We start from the raw sequence: 19,866 nt of genomic DNA on the forward strand, positions 1-19,866 counted from the left end.
CTGGAGACAGCGCGCAGACCCAGGCCAGCAACGGCAGCGACTCCAGCAGTTCAGCAACGTCCAGCCATTGAAGCACTGCACCCTGTGTGCACCTGTGCCAGTACACCGTCGGGCACGACACTCCAACCTCAAGCAGAAAGGTGAACAACAATGACGTCAACCAGCCGTCGCCGTTTCCTGCAGACCGTCGCGCAGTCGGGCGCCGCAGCCGCAGCGATGACCGTTCTTCCCGAATCGATCCGCAATGCGCTGGCCATTCCGGCCAATTCGCGCACGGGCACGATCCGCGATGTCGAGCACATCGTCGTGTTCATGCAGGAGAACCGTTCGTTCGACCATTACTTCGGCCATATGCGCGGCGTGCGCGGCTATAACGACCGCCTGCCGATTCCGCTGCCGGGCGGCCTGCCGGTGTGGTATCAGCCTTCGAAGGAAGATGCCACGAAGCCCGTGCTGCCGTTCCACCTCGACACGTTCAAGACGAGCGCGCAATGCGTGGGCGACCTCGACCACTCGTGGTACCCCACGCAGTACGCGATCAACAACGGCCTGTACAACCAGTGGCCGCAGTACAAGACCGACATGACGATGGGCTATTACCTGCGCGCGGACATTCCGTTCCACTACGCGCTGGCCGATGCGTTCACGGTGTGCGACAACTACTTCTGCTCGCTGCCTGGCCCGACGCACCCGAACCGCTCGTATCTGATGACCGGCATGGTCGATCCGACCGGCACGATGGGCGGCCCGCTGCTCGACAACAACGACTACGTGGACGGCGACGTGCCGCCCACCTACCAGCTGCTTTCGTGGACGACCTACCCCGAGCGCCTGCAGGCGGCCGGCATCTCCTGGCAGATCTATCAGCAGGGCACGAACGGCAGCGACCCGCTGAACGGCAACTACGGCACGAACATCCTGCAGAACTTCGCGAACTTCATCAACGCGCAGCCGGGCTCCGCGCTCTACCAGCGCGCGCAAACGGTGCGCACGATCGCCGATCTGAAAAACGACGTACTCCAGAATAATTTGCCGCAGGTCTCGTGGCTGCTGCCGCCCGCGGCGTTCTCGGAGCACCCGAAGTACACGCCGGCCTATGGCGCGGAATACACCTCGCAGATCATCGAAGCGCTCACGTCGAACCCCGATGTGTGGAGCAAGACCGTGCTCTTCATCATGTATGACGAGAACGACGGCTTCTTCGACCATATCGTGCCGCCGCAACCGCCCACGACGTCCACGCAGGGCAAGTCGACGGTGAGCGTGGAAGGCGAGATCCACAACGTGGTCAACCCGCTGCGCGGCGGCAAGTACACCGCCGACGGCCTGCCCTACGGCCTCGGGCCGCGCGTGCCGATGACGGTCGTCTCGCCGTGGACCAAGGGCGGCTTCGTGTGCTCGCAGGTGTTCGACCATACTTCGGTGATCCGCTTCATCGAAGCGCGATTCGGCGTGCAGGAGCCCAACATCACGGCATGGCGCCGCGCGGTGTGCGGCGACCTCACCACGTGCTTCGACTTCCGCACGCCCGACGCCACGATGCCCACGCTGCCCGACACGAGCAACTACATGACGCTCGCCGACAACCAGTGCTCGGCCAACTCGGCGCCCACGGTGCCGGCCACGCCGCTGCCGATCGACGCGCAGGAGCCCGGCGTGCGTTACGCGCGCGCACTGCCCTACGAGCTGCATGTGAACGCGAAGGCCAACGCGCAGAACAACACGCTTTCGATCACGTTCGCGAACACGGGCCGCCAGGGCGCGCACTTCTACGTGTACGGCACGAACCGCAGCGACGGCCCGTGGCGCTATACGGTCGAAGCCGGCAAGGCGCTCGACGAAACGTGGGACTTGAGCGCGACGAACGGCGTCTACGCGTTCGAGGTGCATGGTCCGAACGGCTTCGTGCGCCGCTTCGCGGGCACGGCCGCGCAATCGGGCCCGGGCAAGTCCGGCCGCGCACCGGCGCCTGCCGTAACGGCGCACTACGACGTGGCCAACGGCAACCTCTTCCTCAAGTTCACGAACGCCGGGACCAGCGTCGCGCACCTCAACGTGACCGACAACGCCTACGGCGCACACGAGCGCAACGTGGTCGTGCCGGCGGGCGGCTTCATCGAGGAGCCGTGGATCCTCGCTTCGAGCCATCACTGGTACGACCTCACGGTCACGAGCCGCGACGATGCGACGTTCGCCTGGCGCTTCGCCGGACACGTCGAGAACGGCCGGCCGAGCATCAGCGACCCCGCGGCCGTCACGCCGGTCACCAAGCTGAGCTAAGCCCAGCGCAAGCTGTTTTCTTTTCTGTTTCCCTTGTTGCGGCGCCTTCGGGCGCCGTTTTTTTTACCTGTCTGCCCAAGGCGTTGCGGTAGGGCTGCCCCGCCCGAAACGCATAAAAGTGCGGCAAGCGCAAGGAATGGCGCTTCAAGATGCGGCGATTTTGCAACCTTACGGGTTGCTTTATGCTTTTTATTGTAGATGCGAATCATTTGCATTAATATTCCGGACGCTTTCAAGGCGGTTACGCATCAAGACCACCTTTCCGCCGCATCTGTCGCGATCAATTCATCAGAACAATATGCATAATCCTGCCGCCGCACGCTGCTCCCGCCTCGACACCGTTCGCTTCCGTTCATGCGCTCCGCGCGCCCGCCGTGCCCAACTCAGCGCCGCGCTGCTGGTCAGCGCCGGCGTTACGCTCATCACGCTTTCCACGCCTGGCTGGGCGCAGGAAAATGCCCAGGCCGAAACGCAAGACAGCACGCAAACCGGCAGCACCCAGGCCCTGCCCACCGTCAAGGTCAGCGCCGCGCGCGACAGCCAGGCGGCCTCGCCCGATCGCGTGAGCGCGGGCGCGCTCGGCAATCGCAGGCAGGTGGACACGCCGTTCTCGACCAACGTGGTGACAACGGAGGAAGGCAAGGATCGCCTCGCCTCCACGGCCAACGACCTCTTCAAGTACGACCCGGCCGTGACCGATGTCGGCAACAACATGACCGGCGAAAACTCGGCGTTCAGCATTCGCGGCTTGCCGGTCGACATGCTCAACGGCGTGAAGGTGGACGGGCAGAACTTCCCCTCGTGGGACACCGAGCTTTCGCTCGAACAGTTCGAGCAAGTCGAGATGCTCAAGGGGCTTTCGGGCTTCATGTACGGTTTCGCCAACCCGGGCGGCATCGTCAACTACGTGCTCAAGCGACCGACCGACGACCCGTACCGCAGCTTTTCGATCGGCTACCAGTCGGCGGGCGTGCTCAGCCAGAAGATCGACCTGGGCGGCCGCTTCGGCCCGGACAAGCAGTTCGGCTATCGCCTCAATCTCGTGAACGAAGACGGCAACACCGCCGAAGCGAACGGTCACGTGCGCCGCCAGGTGGCCTCGCTTGCGCTCGACTACCGCATCACGCCGGATCTCACGTGGACGGTCGACGCGTTCTACCAGAAGCGCAAGACCACCGGCACGCTGTTCGGCATCTACTTCGGCTCCGACGAGAACGGCAATCCGCTGGGCATTCCCGACGCGAGCAAGGTCACGCGCCAGCTCACGCAGCCGCAAAACTGGTACGAAACGGAGATCGCCTCGTTCGGCACGGGGCTCGACTATCGCTTCTCCGAGAACTGGCACGCGAACATCAAGTACCGCTTCGCCAAGGAAAACCGCTACAACTCGGACAGCCTGCTCTCCGTCTTCAACACGCAAGGCGACTACTACAACACGCTGTATGCCGCGTTGACGCGCTACTTCTATCAGAACGTCGATGCCAACGTGCAGGGCACATTCAACACCGGCCCGTTCAAGCATGACGTGGTGGTGGGCGCGAGCTACCAGTCGCAGCAAAACGAATACGACAACAGCGAAGGCTGGAACGACGGCTATTTCCTCGGCGTCGGCAATATCTACGGCAGCACGCTGCTCACGAACGACGCGGTGCATATCGGCGAGAACCTGTACCGCCACGAGATCACCACGCAAACCGCGCTCTACGCGAGCGACACCGTGCAACTCACTTCGCGCCTCTCCGCGCTGCTGGGTCTGCGCTATACGCAGTTCCGCGACACCACCTACAACCCCGATCAGTCGCAGGCGTCGAGCTACAGCGCAAATCCGGTTACGCCAACGGCCGCGCTCATGTTCAAGCTCGACCCGAATTCGACGCTCTACGCGAGCTATGTCGAAGGCCTGCAGCAAGGCGGCGCGGCGAGCAACACGAATGCCAACTATCCGCAGACCTATGGCCCGCTCAAGAGCAAGCAGTACGAAGTGGGCTTCAAGGCCGACCATCGCGACTGGGGCGCCAACCTCGCGCTGTTCCGCGTCGATCAGGGCTACGAGTACACCAATACGGCGAACGTCTTCGTGCAGAGCGGCACGAAGCGCTACGACGGCGTGGACGCGAGCGGCTGGCTGCAGGTCGCCAACGACTGGCGCGTGCTGGGCGGCGTGATGTGGCTCGACGCAAAGGCCGTGGACGTGGACGACCCGAGCGTGGAAGGCAAGCGCGTGTACGCCACGCCGCGCTTCACGCTCACGGGCCGCGTGGAGTACAACCCGTCGTACCTGCGCGCGCTCACGGTCGCGTTCGGCGGCAAATATGTCGGCAATATGGCCGTCGATGCCGCGAACACGCAGTTCGTCTCCGCCTATACGACGTGGGACCTGAGCGCGAAATACGAAACCCAGGTGGCCGGCAAGGACGTCACGCTGCGCGCTGGCGTGAACAACCTGTTCAACCGCCGCTACTGGACCGCGGCGTGGGGTTATTACGTGATGCCGTCGGCCACGCGCACCTTCGTTGCCAACGCAACGCTCGAATTTTGACGGGCTGACGCGCTTTTCTCATAGTGTGGGTTAAAAAGGGCCAATGTCTCCGGACATGGGCCCTTTCCTTTTGCACGCCCTGCAGCATCGGCGATCCAGTGGCACAATGGGCGCTCCGCATTTTCCGGCTCCCGCCTGCGCGCATTGCCGTGCGCGCGGCGGGAGCCTGTCGTTGAACCGTTGAAAAGGATCGTCCCATCATGAGTTCCAGCGTGAAGCCCTATCCCAACACCCAGATCTACATCGACGGCGCATGGCGCGCCGGCGCGAAGACGATTGCTGTGATCGACCCCGCGACCGAAGCGGAAATCGGCCGCCTGAGCCTCGCGAGCGAGCAGGACCTGTCCGATGCGGCCACCGCGGCCGAGCGCGCGTTCCGCGAATGGCGCAAGGTTTCGCCGCTCGAGCGCAGCAAGCTCATGCGCCGCGCCGCGCAACTGCTGCGCGACCGCGCCGACGACATCGCCGCGATCATGACGCGCGAACAGGGCAAGCCGTTTGGCGAAGCGAAGCTCGAAACGCTCGCGGGCGGCGACACGATCGACTGGTTCGCCGAAGAAGGCCGCCGCACCTATGGCCGCGTGATCCCGTCGCGCTCGGACGCCGTTCGCCAGATCGTCACGCGCGAGCCGGTGGGCCCGGTCGCCGCGTTCACGCCGTGGAACTTCCCGCTCAACCAGGCCGTGCGCAAGGTGTCGGCCGCGCTCGCCTCGGGCTGTACCGTCGTGCTCAAGGGACCGGAAGAAACGCCGGCCAGCTGCGCCGAACTCGTGAAGGTGTTCGCCGACGCGGGCCTGCCCGCAGGCGTGCTGAACCTCGTGTTCGGCGTGCCTGCGGAAGTGTCGTCGTACCTGATCGCGCATCCGGCCATCCGCAAAATCTCGTTCACGGGCTCGACGCCGGTGGGCAAGCTGCTCGCCTCGAAGGCCGGCGAGCACATGAAGCGCGCCACGATGGAGCTGGGCGGCCACGCCCCGGCCATCGTGTTCGCCGACGCCGACGTTCCACGCGCCGCCAAGCTGCTCGCGAGCGCGAAGTTCCGCAACGCGGGACAGGTCTGCATCTCGCCCACGCGCTTCATGGTGGAAGACGCCGCGTATGACGAGTTCGTCGAGCACTTCGTTGCGACCACGCGCGCGATCAAGGTCGGCAACGGTCTCGAAGACGGCGTGCAGATGGGCCCGCTCGCGAACGACCGCCGCCTCGCGGCAATGGAACGCCTCGTGGCCGACGCGCGCGAACAGGGCGCAAAGGTGCTGACGGGCGGCGAACGCGTGGGCCGCGAAGGCTACTTCTTCGCCCCGACCGTGCTCACCGACGTGCCGCTTTCGGCGCGCATCATGAACGAAGAGCCGTTCGGCCCGATCGCGCCGATCTCGCGTTTCTCGAGCTACAAGGACGCGATCGCCGAAGCGAACCGTCTGCCGTACGGTCTCGCCGCGTATGCCTACACGCGTTCGAGCGCGACTTCGGCCGCACTCTCCGACGACGTGGAAACCGGCATGCTGTCGATCAACCACCACGGCCTCGCCCTGCCGGAAACGCCGTTTGGCGGCGTGAAGGATTCCGGTTACGGCTCGGAAGGCGGCAGCGAAGCGATGGAAGCCTACCTCGTCACGAAGTTCGTTACCGAACATCGTTGATCGCTTCTCGTTGAAGCGCGCTTCCCGGCCGCTTACGGCTCGGGAAGCGCACGCGGAAATTGTGGCAAGCCGTCCGCGAGTTGCACCCACGCCAGCTTTTGCGAGGTCCAGGTGTGATGCTCGGGCGGCGCGTCATCGGGACGATCGAGCGTGCCCGTCGCCACGTCGATCTCGCCCGCGAACGCCGCATGGCGGTAGGTGAGCGGCGTGCCGCAGTCCGCACAGAACGCGCGCTCCACACCCGGACTGGATACATGCGTTTTCGTTGCGCCCGCAACTAGACGGAACGCACTCCACGGCACGCTGACCCAGCCGACGAACGGCGCACCCGAGGCGCGCCGGCAATCCACGCAATGGCACACCGTGCTGCCAATCGGCGCAGCTGAGATCTGGTAGCGGACCTTGCCGCATAAACAGCCGCCAGTCAGCATCGCTCTCTCCTTTGCACATCGATTGTGACCACCGCTTTCAGCGCTGTAATCACAGCGCGCCCGAGCATCGTTGCACGATTTCACTTCGCACACGGAATAAATCGCAATGACGTATTGTTGACGCCAGTAACGGCCTTCACGCCCTCGACTGGATCCATCATGCACACACTCGCACACTTTTCGCTTTCGATCGCGTTGCGGCACGCGCGCACGGGAGCACGCCCGTGAACCGCGCCCCGATCTGCGTGCCATGCCGGCTCGCGGCCATTGCGGCTGTGGTGGGTTGCGCTGGCGCGGCATTTGCATGGACGGCCGGCTGGCTCACGCCGGAACGCCTCACCGCGCCGCATATCATCAATACCTTCGAGTCGAACTACGGCATCCATGCGGGCTATCGGCGCAATCACGCCAAGGGGCTCTGTGTGGAAGGCTGGTTCGAGAGCAACGGCAACGGCGCACAAGTCTCGCGAGCGGCCGTGTTCGCGCCCGGACGCACGCCCGTGATCGGACGCTTCGCCATTCCCGGCAGCAACCCCGCCGCGCCCGACGCGAGCACGCCCGTGCGCAGCATGGCGCTGCTCTTCCAACAGCAGGATGGCGAGCAGTGGCGCACCGGCATGAATTCCGTACCCATCTTTATCGTTCGCACTCCGCAGCAGTTCTATAGCCAGCTGGTCGCCTCGAAACCCGACCCGGCAACGGGCAAGCCCGACCCCGCGAAACTCGACGCCTTCTTCCAGGCGAACCCGGAAACGCTGCCGTTCCGCAACTGGCTGAAGGCGAACCCGCCCTCCTCCAGTTTCGCGAACACAGCGTTCTATAGCGTCAACGCATTCATTGCAACCGATGCCGCAGGCAACCAGCGCGCCGTGCGCTGGCAGACCGTGCCCGAAGTGGCCTATGCACCGCAAACACCCGCAGAAAAAGCCGATCCGAACTTCCTCGCCGACGACTTTTTCACGCGTTTCGCAGCGGGCCCGCTACGCTGGCATCTGGTGCTCACGGTCGCCGCACCCGGCGACCCCACGAACGACGCCACGCAGGGATGGCCCGCAGACCGCCAGCAAATCGACGCCGGCACACTGGTATTGCAGAGCGCCGAACCGCAGGCGAATGGTATGTGCCGCGACGTGAACTACGATCCGACCATCCTGCCCAACGGCCTGAAGCCTTCCGACGATCCCTTGCTCGCCGCCCGCTCGGCAGCGTATTCCGTTTCGTTCAATCGACGCACGCATGAGGAAGCCAACCTCGCGCAATCGCATGGAGGCGCGCAGCCATGAAACAACCGGGCCAACACTTCAGCGCACTCCAGCGCCTTCTGCATTGGTCGATGGCAGTCCTGATCGTCACGATGCTGTTCGTGGGCGTGGGGATGGTCGCGACGGTCTCGCGGCTGCATGACACCCTGCTCGCGCTCCACCGGCCGCTAGGCATCGCACTGCTTGCGCTCGTGCTGCTGCGCCTCTACGTCCGGCTCACGCGCGGTGCGCCGGCGTTGCCCGCCGATCTGCCGATCTGGCAGCGCCTTGGCGCGCACGCTTCGCATCTCGCGCTCTATGCGTTGATGATCGCGATGCCGCTGATCGGCTGGTCGATGCTGTCCGCAGGCGGCTATCCCATCGTGATGTTCGGCGGCGTGCACCTGCCGCCCATCGTACCGCACGACGTGACGCTCTACGCCTGGCTGCGCGCCGCGCATACATGGCTTGCCATGGCGCTCTACGCGACCGTTTTGCTACATCTGGGGGCTGCGCTCTTTCACGCGCTCATTCGCCGCGACGGCGTGCTCGCCAGCATGGCGCGTGGCGAAGTGCGCTGAGCGCTACGTGGACGAAGCGAGGTTCCCGCGCGCGGGAACCTCGCCTTTACATCAAATGTGAGCGTCGCGTCCGGCCACTGGCGGCACGGGCGGTTCCATGAGTTCCTGAAGCAGCGCATCGCGCGCGCTTCGGCGACGCACCCACAGTGCCGTGAGCATCGGCACGAGGATCGCCGTCACAAGACAGGCGGTGGCGACCATGGCGGTTGCCGCCGGCACGAGCGGCTTGAAACTCGGAATCATCTCTCCGATGATGGCCGGATTCGCGACCGCCGCGCCCGCCGTGGACGAAGCCGCGAGGCCCGCCGCGCCGTTGCCGCCCGCAATCAGCCGGTCGGCGAGAATCAGCGGAATACCGGTCACGACGATCACGCCAAGCCCGAGCACCACGCCCGGAATTCCGCTCGTGACGATCACGTTCAGATCGATGCCGTTGCCAAGCGCAAAGCCGAAGAACGGAATGAGCGGATGCACGCAGCGGCCGAACAGTTCGCGCAGATCGCTGTCGAGATTGCCTAACGCAAACCCGACCAGAAACGGCAGCACGGCGCCCACGAAAAGCCGCGGCTCGAAAAAGGCCACACCGGTCGCGCCGAGAATGAGCATGCTCACGAGCGGCCCCGACTCGACGGACATCAGCACGAACGCACCCGCCTCTTCTTTCGTGCCGTATTGCTGCATCACGGCCGCATAGAGACCGCCGTTGGTCATGTCCATCGACGTCGTGATGGCGAGCACCGAGAGCCCGGCGAAGAGCCCGGTCTTCACGCCGTCAATCGGGATGAAACGCGCGGCGACCAGCGTGGCGATCCAGGCCACGATCATCTTCGTGACGAGCAGCGTGCCGGACTTGCGCAGCACGGTGCCGGTGGCGCGCAGGTCGATGGTCGCGCCCATGCAGAAGAACCACACCGCGAGAATCGGCACGGTGCCGGTGATCAATCCATTGGTGAACGAACCAAAGTACTTGCCAGCGCCTGGCGCGAACGTGTGAACACAGGCGCCGAGCAGCAGCGGCACCAGCATCAGGCCGCCGGGTATGCGGTCTATCGCCTTCTTCAGCTTCATGTCTCCTCCGTGGACCTTGCATCCGGTTGCCGGATCGGCACGTTGGTGCGCCCGGCTTTTTCTCGCGGTGCTCCCTTTCCGGAAACAGGATAGCAGCGCGAAAGGAACGCTGTTCCGATTTTTGAGCCGAAAATCATCAACGTTTACCCGCGAATGATTCACTATCTGGGCAGACCGCTTGCCAAGCGTGCTACGGCGTCGCAACATTTCCGGACCGACGTTCCGAAAATGTGAATCTGCACTATAGTCCACGAGAGACGGCGCGCCGCCCATCCAACGGAGACATGGCATGGAAGTCAGACAAAGCCTCAACAGCGACTACGCGAAGACGCTCGACACGGCGGGATTGCGTCGCGAGTTCCTGATCGAACAGGTATTCGAACCCGATGCGCTGAAACTCACCTACAGCCACGTGGACCGCATCATTGTGGGCGGCGCTTTTCCGGCCACGCGCGCGGTCGAGGTGAGCGCCGCGCTCGGCAAGTCGATCGGCGTGAGCTATCTGCTGGAGCGGCGCGAACTGGGCGCGATCAATATTGGCGGCGACGGCTGGGTCGACGTGGATGGCGTGCGCCACACGGTGCGCAACGAGGAGGCGATCTATATCGGCAAGGGCGCACAGGCGGTCGCATTCGGCAGCGACGATCCGGCGCGGCCCGCGAAGTTCTACCTCAATTGCGCACCCGCGCATACCGCATACCCCACACGTACCATTTCGTTATCCGAAGCGTCTCCGCAAACACTCGGCGAAGCCGCCACGAGCAACCGCCGCACGATCTACAAGTTCATCGTGCCCGAGGTGCTGCCTACCTGCCAGCTCTCGATGGGCATGACCCAACTCGAACCCGGAAGCCTCTGGAACACCATGCCGTGCCACACGCACGAGCGGCGCATGGAGGTGTACTTCTATTTCAACGTGGCCGACGACGCCGCGGTCTTCCACATGATGGGCGAGCCGCATGAAACGCGGCACATCCTCGTGCACAACGAGCAGGCGGTGATCTCGCCGAGCTGGTCGATTCACTCGGGTGTCGGCACGCGCGCCTATACGTTCATCTGGGGCATGGTCGGCGAGAACCAGGTGTTCGGCGACATGGACCATCTTGCGGAACGCGACCTGCGCTGAACCACGCTCTGGCATAGATCCACGATACGAGGCCCGCGCACTCATGGCATCCAGCACGTTCAATCCATTCGATCTCAGCGGCAAGATCGCCATCGTCACCGGCAGCAACACGGGGCTCGGCGCCGGCATGGCGCTCGCACTCGCACAGGCCGGTTGCGACGTCGTCGGCGTTTGCCGCGCCGGGCCCGGCGACACGCCTGCACGCGTCGAGGCCCTGGGACGCCGCTTCGTCGACGTGCGTGCCGACCTCGGTTCGATCGCGCCGGTGGAGGACATCGTGCACGCAGCGGTCGAAGCCTGTGGACGGGTCGACATCCTCGTGAACAATGCCGGCGTGATTCGCCGGGATGACGCCCTCACCTTCGGCGAGGACGACTGGGACGCCGTCATGGACGTCAATCTCAAGAGCGTGTTCTTTCTCGCCCAGGCGGCGGCGCGCCAGTTCGTCGCGCAGGGCAGCGGCGGCAAGATCATCAATATCGCGTCGATGCTGTCGTTTCAGGGCGGCATTCGCGTCGCTTCCTATACGGCCTCGAAAAGCGGCGTGCTGGGCCTCACGCGCCTGCTCGCGAACGAATGGGCCGCGCACGGCATCAACGTGAACGCGATCGCGCCCGGTTATATGGCGACCGCGAACACCGCCGCGTTGCGCGACGACGCCCAACGCAACGGCGAGATCCTCAACCGCATTCCCGCCGCCCGCTGGGGCGCACCGGACGATCTCGCGGGGCCCGTGGTGTTTCTCGCCTCGGCGGCGTCGGATTACGTGCACGGCCACACGCTCGCCGTGGACGGCGGCTGGCTTGCGCGCTAGTCCGCGCGGCGCGCGTGGGACGCGGTATGCTCCCATCAGAGAGTCACAGGGACCAGCAACAATGGCGGCAAGCGTAGAAAAAGCAGCAAATTCGGGTATGGGGCAGCGCGGCGCACAGGAGCACGCAATGAACGAAACGGACAGCAGCACGGAAAAAGGCGAATCGGTCTCGTCGATCGGCCGCGTGTTCGCGATCCTCGGCGCGCTCGGCGAGAAGGGGCCGATCGGCATCAGCGAGCTTTCGCAGCGCCTCGCGCTTTCCAAAACCACCGTGCACCGCGTACTGCAAACGCTGAAGGCGCTAGGCTATGTCGCGCAGGAAGTCGAAACCGACCGCTATCGTCTGACGATCCGGCTGTTCGAACTGGGCGCGAAGGCGCTCGAAAGCGTGGACCTCGTGCGCGAGGCCGACATCGAAATGCGGCGTATCGCGCAGGCCACGCGCGAAGCGGTGCACCTCGGCGCATTCGACGAAGACGCAATCATCTACATCCACAAGATCGACTGCGATTACGGCCTGCGCATGCAGTCGCGCATCGGCAGGCGCAATCCGCTGCATAGCACGGCCATCGGCAAGGTGCTGCTCGCGTTCATGCCGCCCGCCAACGCGCAGAAAACGCTCTCGCATCTGGAATTCAGAAAGTCGACGCAAAAAACGCTGACTTCCGCCGACGCGGTGCTGAACATACTCCCGCACGTGCGCGAACAAGGCTATGGCGAAGACAACGAGGAACAGGAAGAGGGTTTGCAGTGCCTGGCCGTGCCGGTGTTCGACCGCTTCGGGCATGTGATCGCCGGCCTCTCGATCTCGTTTCCGACCATGCGCTGCGGCGCGGACACGAAAGCGCACTATGTCGCCCTGCTCAAGCGCGCGGGCGCGGCGATCTCGGCGCGGCTCGGCTATTGCGAGCCGGCCGCGCACGAGCATGCGAGCGCCGAACCCGGTTAGCCCGGCGTTGCCCCTGCAGCGGCCGTGGCCGTCGTCGTGGTCTGCCAGCCGAGACCCAGGCTCTTCTGCAGCGATACGAAGTCCTTGAGCAGATCGGCCTGGCCCGACACCACGTTCTGCTGCGCGGTGAATTCCGTGCGCTGCGTGTCGAGCAGATCGACGAGGCTCGACGCCCCGGCGCGATAACGCTGGCGCATGAGCGTCGCGGAACGCTCGGCGGAAACCTGCACTTTCTGCAAGGTCACGAGATGCTCGCGCTGATAGCCATAGCGCGAGAGCGAAGCGTTTGCATCCTGCAGCGCCGCGAGCACGGCCTTTTCGTAGCGCGCTTCGGCTTCGTCGCGCGACGCTTCTGCGCCCCGCACCGCGCCCAACGTGCGCCCGAAGTCGAACAGGTTCCACTGCAGATACGGCGCCCCTACCCAGCTGAAATTGTTCTTGCGGAACAGGTGGCCCGGCTCCGCCGCCGAAAAGCCGAGGTCGCCGAACAGCGTGAGCTTGGGCAGGAAGTCCGCTACGTGCTCGCCGATCTGCGCGTTGCTCGAGGCGAGACGCCGCTCCGCCGCGCGAATGTCGGGGCGCTGCGCGAGCATCGTGGTGGGATCGCTCACCGGCACGCTTGCGGGCAGCGTGGGCAGCGGCTGCGCCGTGGCAAGCTCCGCGTCCAGCGCGCCAGGCGCCTTGCCCGTGAGCACCGCCAGCTGATCCAGCGATATTTCCACTTGCGCCGCGAGCGGCGTAAGGGTGGAGCGCGTGTTTTCCACCTGCGTGGTGAGCCGCTCCACGTCGACTTCGGCGGCGGTGCCGCCTGCGCGGCGCTGCTCGGTGAGCGTGAGCATCTCCTGCTGCAGTTGCGCCGTGTGCTGCGCGATGGCGAGGCGCTGCTGCTCGTCGCGCAGGTCGATGTAGGCCTGTGCGACTTCGGCGGCCAGCGATACCTGGGTGTCCGCAAGATCGGCGTTCACGGCATCGGCCTCGTCGCTCGCCGCTTCCACGGCGCGGCGCGTGCCGCCGAACAGGTCGATTTCCCAAGACGCGTCGAAGCCTGCCGTGTAGAACGTGATCGGGCCGCCGCCCGAAGAACCGCTCTGCCCCGAGCTGCTGCCCGACGTCAATGCGCTCAGGTTCGGCTCGCGCATGCGGATCGCCGCCGCGCTTGCGCCGACCTTCGGCAGTTCGGCGGCGCGTTGCTGCTGCAGTTGCGCGCGTGAGGCGCGCAAACGCGCCTGCGCCGCGCGCACATCGGGATTGTGGACGAGCGCTGCTTCGATCAGCGTATTCAGTTGCGGGTCGTTCAGTGCGAGCCACCATTGGCTCGGCGCACGCGCGGGTGTCACGCCTTGCGCCGGTGTGCGCATGAACGACGCGGAATTCGCCGCTTCGGGCGCTACGGCCGGTGCGCCGCGATAGTCGGGGCCCACGGTGCAAGCGGCCAGCGCGCAGGCGGCAGCGAGCACGCTCAACGCGGTATAGGGAAAACGGGAGTAACGGGTTGCCGTCATGAGTCAGAGATAATCTTCAGTGGCCGCCGGACGGCGCTTGCGCGCCGGGCTGCGGCTTCTTGAGCAGGAGCGCGAGCGGCACGCATGCCGCCAGTGCGATGCCGAGCACCCAGAATGTTTCGGAGTACGTGATGACCATCGATTGCTGCGAGATCTGCGCCGCAATCTGGCCGAGCGCCTGCATTTGCGAGTGCGCCATGTCGCCTGTCTGCGTGAACCAGCTGGCCGCGCTCGAAGCCACACGCTCCTGGCCGATGATCGAATTGGCACTCAGCGATTCGCGCAGCACGGCGCTATGAAAAGCCTCGCGCCGGTCGATGAGCGTGCCGATGATCGCAAGGCCGACCGAGCCGCCCAGGTTGCGCGCCATGTTGTAGAGCCCGGCCGCGTCGCCGGAATCTTCGCGCGACACCGCCGCCATCGAAGCCTGGTTGAGCGGCATCATCGCGAGCATCTGCGCCACGCCGCGCACGAGCTGCGACCACACGAAATCGTGGCCCACACTCTGCGCCGTGAGCGAAATGTCGAGCATGCAGCTCAGCGTGAAGAGCAACAGACCGGACACGACCAGGATGCGGAAATCCACCTTGCCCAGCAAGCGCGGCAAGATCGGCATGACGAGGAACGCGGGCAGCCCCGAAAGCAGCATGATCGCGCCTGACTGCTGGGCGTTGTAGCCGGCCACGAGGCTCAAAAACTGCGGCAGCAGGTACGAAATGCCGTAAAGCCCGGCCCCCACCGCGAACACGATGATGATCACGCTCGCATAACGCGGATTGCGCATGAGCGAGAGGCGCAGAATGGGCCTTTTCGCGGTGAACTGTGAAAGCGCGATGAGCGCCATGCCCGCGAGCGTGACCCACGTGAGCGTGACGATGAAGTGCGACTCGAACCAGCGTTCGCGCTGCCCCTCTTCGAGCACGACGGTCAGCGAGCTAAGCCCCACCGCCAAGCCGATAATGCCGAGCCAGTCCGCCTTGAGAAAGGATTCCCAGTGCGGCCGGTCGGGTTCGAGCCCGACGATCAGCAGCGTGATGAGCGCGAGACACACCGGCAGGTTGATGAAGAAGCACCAGCTCCAGCTGATGTTCTCCGCGAGCCAGCCGCCCACGACTGGCCCGAGCAGCGGGCCGAGCAACACGATCAGGCCGAACACCGTCATGCCCACGGGCAGCTGCGAAAGCGGCAGGCGCGTGCGGATGATGGTCTGGCCGGTCGGGATCATCGCGCCCCCAGTGAAGCCCTGGCCAATGCGCCCTGCGATCATCATGCCAAGCGTGTTCGACCAGCCGCACATCATCGAAAAAGCGATGAAGAGCGCCGAGTTCGCCAGCAGGAAATTACGCAGTCCGAATACACGCGTGAGCCACGCGGCGAGCGGAATCATCACGATCTCGGACATCAGATAGCCCGTGGAGATCCACGTGCCTTCGGTGCCCGTCGCGCCAATTTGCCCCTGGATCTGCGGCAGCGCCGAGTTCGTGATCGAGATGTCGAGCGTCGCCATCAACGCGCCGAGCGCGCCCGCCGCCACGGCGATCCAGTCGGCTACACTCGCGCGCTCGCCATGCGGATGCGGCACTGCTGCCGTAGCCTTATTCGCCACGGTGGTTCTCTTGATCGATACGGCGGTCGTCCTCGCGCGCGGAGCGCGTGTCGACATCGACCGTCACCGACATGCCCGGCAGCAATACGCTGCGCGTTTCCGGCCCGGTTTCGAGGCGGATGCGCACCGGCACGCGCTGCACGATTTTCGTGAAGTTGCCGGTGGCGTTCTCCGGCGGCAAGAGCGCGAACTGCGCACCCGTGCCCGGCGAGAAGCTGTCCACCACGCCGTGCAGCGTGTGGCCAGGCAGCGCGTCGACATGCAGTTCCACGGGCTGGCCCGCGCGCATGCGGCCAATCTGCGTTTCCTTGAAGTTCGCTGTGAGGTAAGTGCTTTGCACCGGCACGACGGTCAGCATGCGCGTGCCCGGCTGCACGTACTGGCCCACGCGCACGCTGCGGTCGCCCACGCGGCCCGCAAGCGCGCTCTTCACCACCGTGTTGTCGAGGTCGAGTTGCGACTGCGCGGCACTCGCACGCGCCGCTTCGAGCTGCGCGCGCGCCTGCGAAAGTTGGGCGTTCACCGCCGAGATCTGCGAGCGGGCGGACGTGACGGCGGCAGCGTCGGCGGCGAGCGTGGCCTGCGCCTTGTCGCGTTCGCTCTTGAGTTCGGCCAGCCGCTCGGTCGTTTCCGCACCGGTGGCCGCGAGCGGTGCGTAGCGCGCCACTTCGTCGTTCGCGTGGCGCAGGCTCACCTGGGCGACTTCCTGCTGCGCCTGTGCCTGAACGACGTTCGCCCGCTGCTGCTCAATCTGCGCTTGCGCATGCTCGATGTCAGCCGTGCGCGCGTCGACAGTGGCCTGCGCCTGGTCGAGCGCGACCTGATACTGGCGCGCGTCGAGCTTCACGAGCGGATCACCCACCTTCACGGCCTGGTTGTCGGCCACGTAGACATCGGTGACGTAGCCGCTCACCTTCGGCGCGATCGTCACGCTGTCGGCCTGCAGATAGGCGTCGTCGGTGGATTCGATGAAGCGCCCGACAACCCACCAGTGGCCAAGCCACACCGCCGCGGCGACGAGCGCCGCGAGTCCCAGCAGGATCAGAATCGTTCGTTTCGCGCCGCTTCGCGCGGGCGCGGTGGCGGCGTCCGGCACATCGCGTCCGGGCGCGCCTGCAGTCGTAGACATATTGTTGTTTCTCAATTTATTCCAGTCGGCAAAATTATTCCACTTGGAAAAACTGTGTCAAGTGTTATATTTCGCAGGGATACGAAAGGAAATGCATGAGCGAAGGTAAGAAACTGCGACGTTCGCCCGAAGGAGGCTATGCGCGTGGCGACGAGACACGCCGCAAGATCATCGAGGCGGCGATCAGCCTGTTCGGGCAGCACGGCTTCGACGGCGCCTCCACGCGCGATATCGCCGCGCGCGCGGGGGTGAACGCGCCGGCGCTGCAGTATTACTTCGAGAACAAGGAAGGCCTCTACCGCGCCTGCGCGGAGTGGATCGCCGACGAGTCGTGGCAGTCGTTTGCGCCGGCCGTGCAGCGCGCACGCGTTGCGCTCGAACGCAACGCGGACATCGAAGCGCTGATCGACGCGTTCATCGACATCCAGTCGGCCGTGGCCGACCGTTCCTTCGTCAAGCAGCACGGGCCGGACCAGCGCCTCTTCTTCGCGCGCGAACAGGGCGGCGGCGAGCCGGAGATCGGCTCGGAAATCCTGCGTGAGCGCGTGCGCACGCCGCTGAACACCATCAACGTGCAACTGCTCGAGCGCATTACCGGCATGCCGGCCGACGATCCGCTCACCGTGGTGCGCATGTTCAGTTTGTACGGGCAGTTTCTGCTGTTCTTCATCGCGCGCCGCTCCACGCTCACGATGCTAGGCTGGGACGACATCGACCGCGCGAAGGCCGACTTCCTGAAGGCGAGCATCGCGGAACAAACGCGTGTGCTGCTGCACCACTGGAATCGCGAGCGCGACAAGCACAATCGCTCAGAATAACTAAGCATTATTCAGGCGGCCGGCACACGCCTGCGGCGCCAGCGGGGAGCCCTCGCGGCGCGTTGCTGCGCATGTTAGTGTTCGGGATTCCCTCTCGCATGGAGCCGCCAGCATGTCTCCTCTCGCCGCCGTTGCCAGCATTCTCCTCGCCGTTCTACTCGGGGCCATGAGCCCTGGCCCGAGCTTCGTACTCGTCGCGCGCAACTCGATCGGTTTATCGCGCCGTGACGGCGTCGCCACTGCGCTCGGCATGGGCACGGGTGCGATCTGCTTCGCGGGCATCGCGCTCGCCGGGCTCTACACCCTGCTCGCCACCGTGGCCTGGCTGTACGCTGCGCTCAAGATTGCGGGCGGCGCCTATCTGCTCTATATCGCTTCGCGCATCTGGCGCGGCGCCGGCACGCCGGTCACGGTAAGCAAGACGGCCGCAGCGGACGAGCGCCCCGGCAAGTCGTACTGGAGCGGCCTGACCACCCAGTTGAGCAACCCGAAAACGGCCATTGCCTATGGCGGCATCTTCGTAGCGCTCCTGCCGCATAACCCGCCGCTGTGGTGCTACTTCGCGTTGCCGCCGCTCGTGTTCGCGATCGAAACCGGCTGGTATACGGTCGTCGCGCTGTGCTTTTCGAGCCAGCGTCCGCGCGATCTCTACCTGCGCGCCAAAGGCTGGATCGACCGCATTGCCGCTGGCGCCATTGCGGCGCTGGGCCTGCGCCTTGTTTTCAGCGCTGGACATCGCGGTATCTGACACTGCCCTGCCGGACGCGGCCCAGCGGTCGCGCCCGGCGCCCCGAAATTTTTTTGCATGAGGCGCTTGACAATCTATCTTCCAGTAGATAAATTAGAGTCCATGGATACGAAGTTGACAGTGCGGGAGCAGGTTCTGGACCACGCCATCACGCTCATGATGCTGCGGGGGTACAACGGGTTCAGCTACCGCGACCTGTCTGAGCTGGTGGGCGTGAAAACGTCGAGCATCCACTATTACTTCCCGTCGAAAGACGACCTGGTGCTGGAGGCGGTGAGTCAGTACAGCGGCGAAGTCATGGCGGGATTGCAGTCGATCGACGCAGCGCTCCCGGCGCGCGAAAAGCTCGCTACGTACACGCGGCTCTTCGGCAAGACGCTCGGCGACGGCCACCAGATCTGCCTGTGCGGCATGCTGGCCGCCGACATCGAGTCGCTGCCGGAAACAGTGCGTCAGGCTGTGCAGGCATTCTTCCGCGCCAACGAAAACTGGCTGGCCGAGGTGCTGGCCCAGGGCGCGAAAGAAGGCACGCTGGTCGTGAAGGGCAAGCCCGAAAGCGCGGCCCGCACGTTGTTCGCGGCCTTGCAGGGCAGCGTGCTGGCAAGCCGCTTGTTTCATACGAAGTCGCGCCTCGAAGATGTCGAAGCCATGTGGCGCGTGGCGCAGTGAAGGATTTTTTGCCCGTAATGCGGGGCGGCTAGCCGCCTCTTTTATTAGCCCCTTTATTCTATCTTCTGATAGATAGCTAAAAGGAGGAGCATCATGAGTGTGTTTCGACGGCCGGAAATCTATCTGGCAATAGATAGAATGCAAAAGCTGACGACCGGAAATTCGCAAGCGCTGCTCTTCTGCTGGACCCTGGTGCACATGGCTGTCGCCTTCCACCAGTAAATTGGACGCTGTACTCCGCCGTACCCTTATTTACCTTTACCGAGCCGTCTTTGCTCAAAGGAGCCTGTCATGTCGATCGAAAAAGTCCTCTACCGCGCCGAAGCCAACGTCACCGGCGGCCGCGATGGCCGCGCCGTCATCCCCGCCAGCCATCTGGACCTCAAGCTCACCACGCCGCGCGAACTCGGCGGCGCGGGCGGCGACGGCACGAACCCCGAGCAGCTCTTCGCCGCGGGCTATAGCGCGTGCTTCATCGGTGCGATGAAGTTCGTCTCGGCACGCGACAAGATCGCCCTGCCCGCCGATCTTTCGATCACCGGCAACGTGGGCATCGGCCAGATTCCGAATGGCTTCGGCATTGAAGTCGAACTGAAGATTTCGCTGCCCGGCATGGACCGCGCGGCCGCCCAGGCGCTTGTCGACAAGGCCCATATCGTGTGCCCGTACTCGAACGCCACGCGCGGCAACATCGACGTGACGCTCACGATCGTTTAAGCGTC

At 64.8% G+C, this 19,866-nt stretch carries 19 protein-coding genes; 13 read left to right on the top strand and 6 right to left on the bottom strand.

All coding sequences use genetic code 11. The features are described from left to right. The first annotated feature begins 150 nt into the window (after positions 1 to 150). Positions 151 to 2,280 carry a phosphocholine-specific phospholipase C gene (locus U5A57_RS06740; protein ID WP_321909268.1) on the top strand — a complete coding sequence of 710 codons (2,130 nt, stop codon included), beginning with the start codon at positions 151 to 153 and terminating at the stop codon, positions 2,278 to 2,280. Here the strand turns inward: U5A57_RS06740 and U5A57_RS06745 are convergent. After that, on the bottom strand, positions 2,277 to 2,495 hold the full coding sequence (locus U5A57_RS06745; protein ID WP_321909269.1) for a hypothetical protein: 219 nt from the start codon (positions 2,493 to 2,495) through the stop codon (positions 2,277 to 2,279). The two genes, U5A57_RS06740 and U5A57_RS06745, sit on opposite strands and share 4 nt — an antisense overlap. A gap of 83 nt (positions 2,496 to 2,578) precedes the next feature. Between U5A57_RS06745 and U5A57_RS06750 the strand changes: the two genes are divergently transcribed. Next, positions 2,579 to 4,819, top strand: a complete 2,241-nt coding sequence (locus U5A57_RS06750; protein WP_321909270.1) for a TonB-dependent receptor — start codon at positions 2,579 to 2,581, stop codon at positions 4,817 to 4,819. 200 nt (positions 4,820 to 5,019) lie between these two features. After that, positions 5,020 to 6,462, top strand: a complete 1,443-nt coding sequence (locus tag U5A57_RS06755) for an NAD-dependent succinate-semialdehyde dehydrogenase (RefSeq protein WP_158760264.1) — start codon at positions 5,020 to 5,022, stop codon at positions 6,460 to 6,462. 32 nt (positions 6,463 to 6,494) lie between these two features. Here the strand turns inward: U5A57_RS06755 and U5A57_RS06760 are convergent, their stop codons facing one another. Beyond that, positions 6,495 to 6,893 carry a GFA family protein gene (locus tag U5A57_RS06760; RefSeq protein ID WP_321909272.1) on the bottom strand — a complete coding sequence of 133 codons (399 nt, stop codon included), beginning with the start codon at positions 6,891 to 6,893 and terminating at the stop codon, positions 6,495 to 6,497. Positions 6,894 to 7,117: 224 nt separating this feature from the next. Here U5A57_RS06760 and U5A57_RS06765 point away from each other — a divergent pair, with 224 nt between their 5' ends. Then, entirely contained in the window at positions 7,118 to 8,176 is a 1,059-nt protein-coding gene (locus tag U5A57_RS06765; protein ID WP_321909274.1) for a catalase family peroxidase, read from the top strand. After that, positions 8,173 to 8,715 carry a cytochrome b gene (locus U5A57_RS06770; protein ID WP_321909276.1) on the top strand — a complete coding sequence of 181 codons (543 nt, stop codon included), beginning with the start codon at positions 8,173 to 8,175 and terminating at the stop codon, positions 8,713 to 8,715. Before U5A57_RS06765 ends, U5A57_RS06770 begins: the two co-directional genes overlap by 4 nt. A 51-nt stretch (positions 8,716 to 8,766) precedes the next feature. Here the strand turns inward: U5A57_RS06770 and kdgT are convergent, their stop codons facing one another. Beyond that, positions 8,767 to 9,783 (bottom strand): 2-keto-3-deoxygluconate transporter, encoded by a 1,017-nt coding sequence (gene kdgT / locus U5A57_RS06775; protein WP_321909278.1) that lies wholly within the window; start codon positions 9,781 to 9,783, stop codon positions 8,767 to 8,769. A 289-nt stretch (positions 9,784 to 10,072) separates the two neighbouring features. Here kdgT and kduI point away from each other — a divergent pair, with 289 nt between their 5' ends. The 3 genes from kduI (at position 10,073) to kdgR (ending at position 12,672) form a co-directional block, all read left to right on the top strand. Beyond that, complete coding sequence (gene kduI / locus U5A57_RS06780) at positions 10,073 to 10,909, top strand: 5-dehydro-4-deoxy-D-glucuronate isomerase (protein WP_321909280.1); 837 nt, start codon at positions 10,073 to 10,075, stop codon at positions 10,907 to 10,909. A 43-nt stretch (positions 10,910 to 10,952) separates the two neighbouring features. Then, positions 10,953 to 11,723 (top strand): 2-dehydro-3-deoxy-D-gluconate 5-dehydrogenase KduD, encoded by a 771-nt coding sequence (gene kduD / locus U5A57_RS06785; protein ID WP_321909282.1) that lies wholly within the window; start codon positions 10,953 to 10,955, stop codon positions 11,721 to 11,723. 127 nt (positions 11,724 to 11,850) lie between these two features. Beyond that, positions 11,851 to 12,672, top strand: coding sequence for a DNA-binding transcriptional regulator KdgR (gene kdgR, locus U5A57_RS06790; protein WP_321909284.1), 822 nt, complete (start codon positions 11,851 to 11,853; stop codon positions 12,670 to 12,672). On the opposite strand, the gene U5A57_RS06795 is transcribed toward kdgR, so the two are convergent. Genes U5A57_RS06795 through U5A57_RS06805 form a run of 3 tightly spaced genes read right to left on the bottom strand, consistent with a single transcriptional unit; the run spans position 12,669 to position 16,909 of the window. Beyond that, on the bottom strand, positions 12,669 to 14,174 hold the full coding sequence (locus U5A57_RS06795; protein ID WP_321909286.1) for an efflux transporter outer membrane subunit: 1,506 nt from the start codon (positions 14,172 to 14,174) through the stop codon (positions 12,669 to 12,671). The genes kdgR and U5A57_RS06795 overlap by 4 nt on opposite strands. A gap of 16 nt (positions 14,175 to 14,190) precedes the next feature. Then, positions 14,191 to 15,837: an MDR family MFS transporter gene (locus U5A57_RS06800; RefSeq protein ID WP_321909288.1), complete on the bottom strand. Its 1,647-nt coding sequence runs from the start codon at positions 15,835 to 15,837 to the stop codon at positions 14,191 to 14,193. Further along, entirely contained in the window at positions 15,770 to 16,909 is a 1,140-nt protein-coding gene (locus tag U5A57_RS06805) for an HlyD family secretion protein (protein WP_321909289.1), read from the bottom strand. The genes U5A57_RS06800 and U5A57_RS06805 overlap by 68 nt, the downstream gene beginning before the upstream one ends. A gap of 95 nt (positions 16,910 to 17,004) precedes the next feature. On the opposite strand from U5A57_RS06805, the gene U5A57_RS06810 reads away from it, so the two are divergent. The 5 genes from U5A57_RS06810 (at position 17,005) to U5A57_RS06830 (ending at position 19,861) form a co-directional block, all read left to right on the top strand. Next, positions 17,005 to 17,727: a CerR family C-terminal domain-containing protein gene (locus tag U5A57_RS06810; RefSeq protein ID WP_321909290.1), complete on the top strand. Its 723-nt coding sequence runs from the start codon at positions 17,005 to 17,007 to the stop codon at positions 17,725 to 17,727. A gap of 112 nt (positions 17,728 to 17,839) precedes the next feature. Continuing rightward, a complete protein-coding gene (locus tag U5A57_RS06815) occupies positions 17,840 to 18,475 on the top strand; it encodes a LysE family translocator (RefSeq protein WP_321909292.1) in 636 nt (211 codons plus the stop codon). Positions 18,476 to 18,577: 102 nt separating this feature from the next. Continuing rightward, on the top strand, positions 18,578 to 19,144 hold the full coding sequence (locus tag U5A57_RS06820; RefSeq protein ID WP_321909295.1) for a TetR/AcrR family transcriptional regulator: 567 nt from the start codon (positions 18,578 to 18,580) through the stop codon (positions 19,142 to 19,144). 93 nt (positions 19,145 to 19,237) lie between these two features. After that, entirely contained in the window at positions 19,238 to 19,366 is a 129-nt protein-coding gene (locus U5A57_RS06825) for a hypothetical protein (RefSeq protein ID WP_321909297.1), read from the top strand. A 69-nt stretch (positions 19,367 to 19,435) separates the two neighbouring features. Further along, on the top strand, positions 19,436 to 19,861 hold the full coding sequence (locus U5A57_RS06830; protein WP_092000433.1) for an organic hydroperoxide resistance protein: 426 nt from the start codon (positions 19,436 to 19,438) through the stop codon (positions 19,859 to 19,861). The last annotated feature ends 5 nt before the right edge of the window (positions 19,862 to 19,866 follow it).

The sequence above is a fragment of the Paraburkholderia sp. J11-2 genome, assembly GCF_905220185.1.
GTDB lineage: Bacteria > Pseudomonadota > Gammaproteobacteria > Burkholderiales > Burkholderiaceae > Paraburkholderia.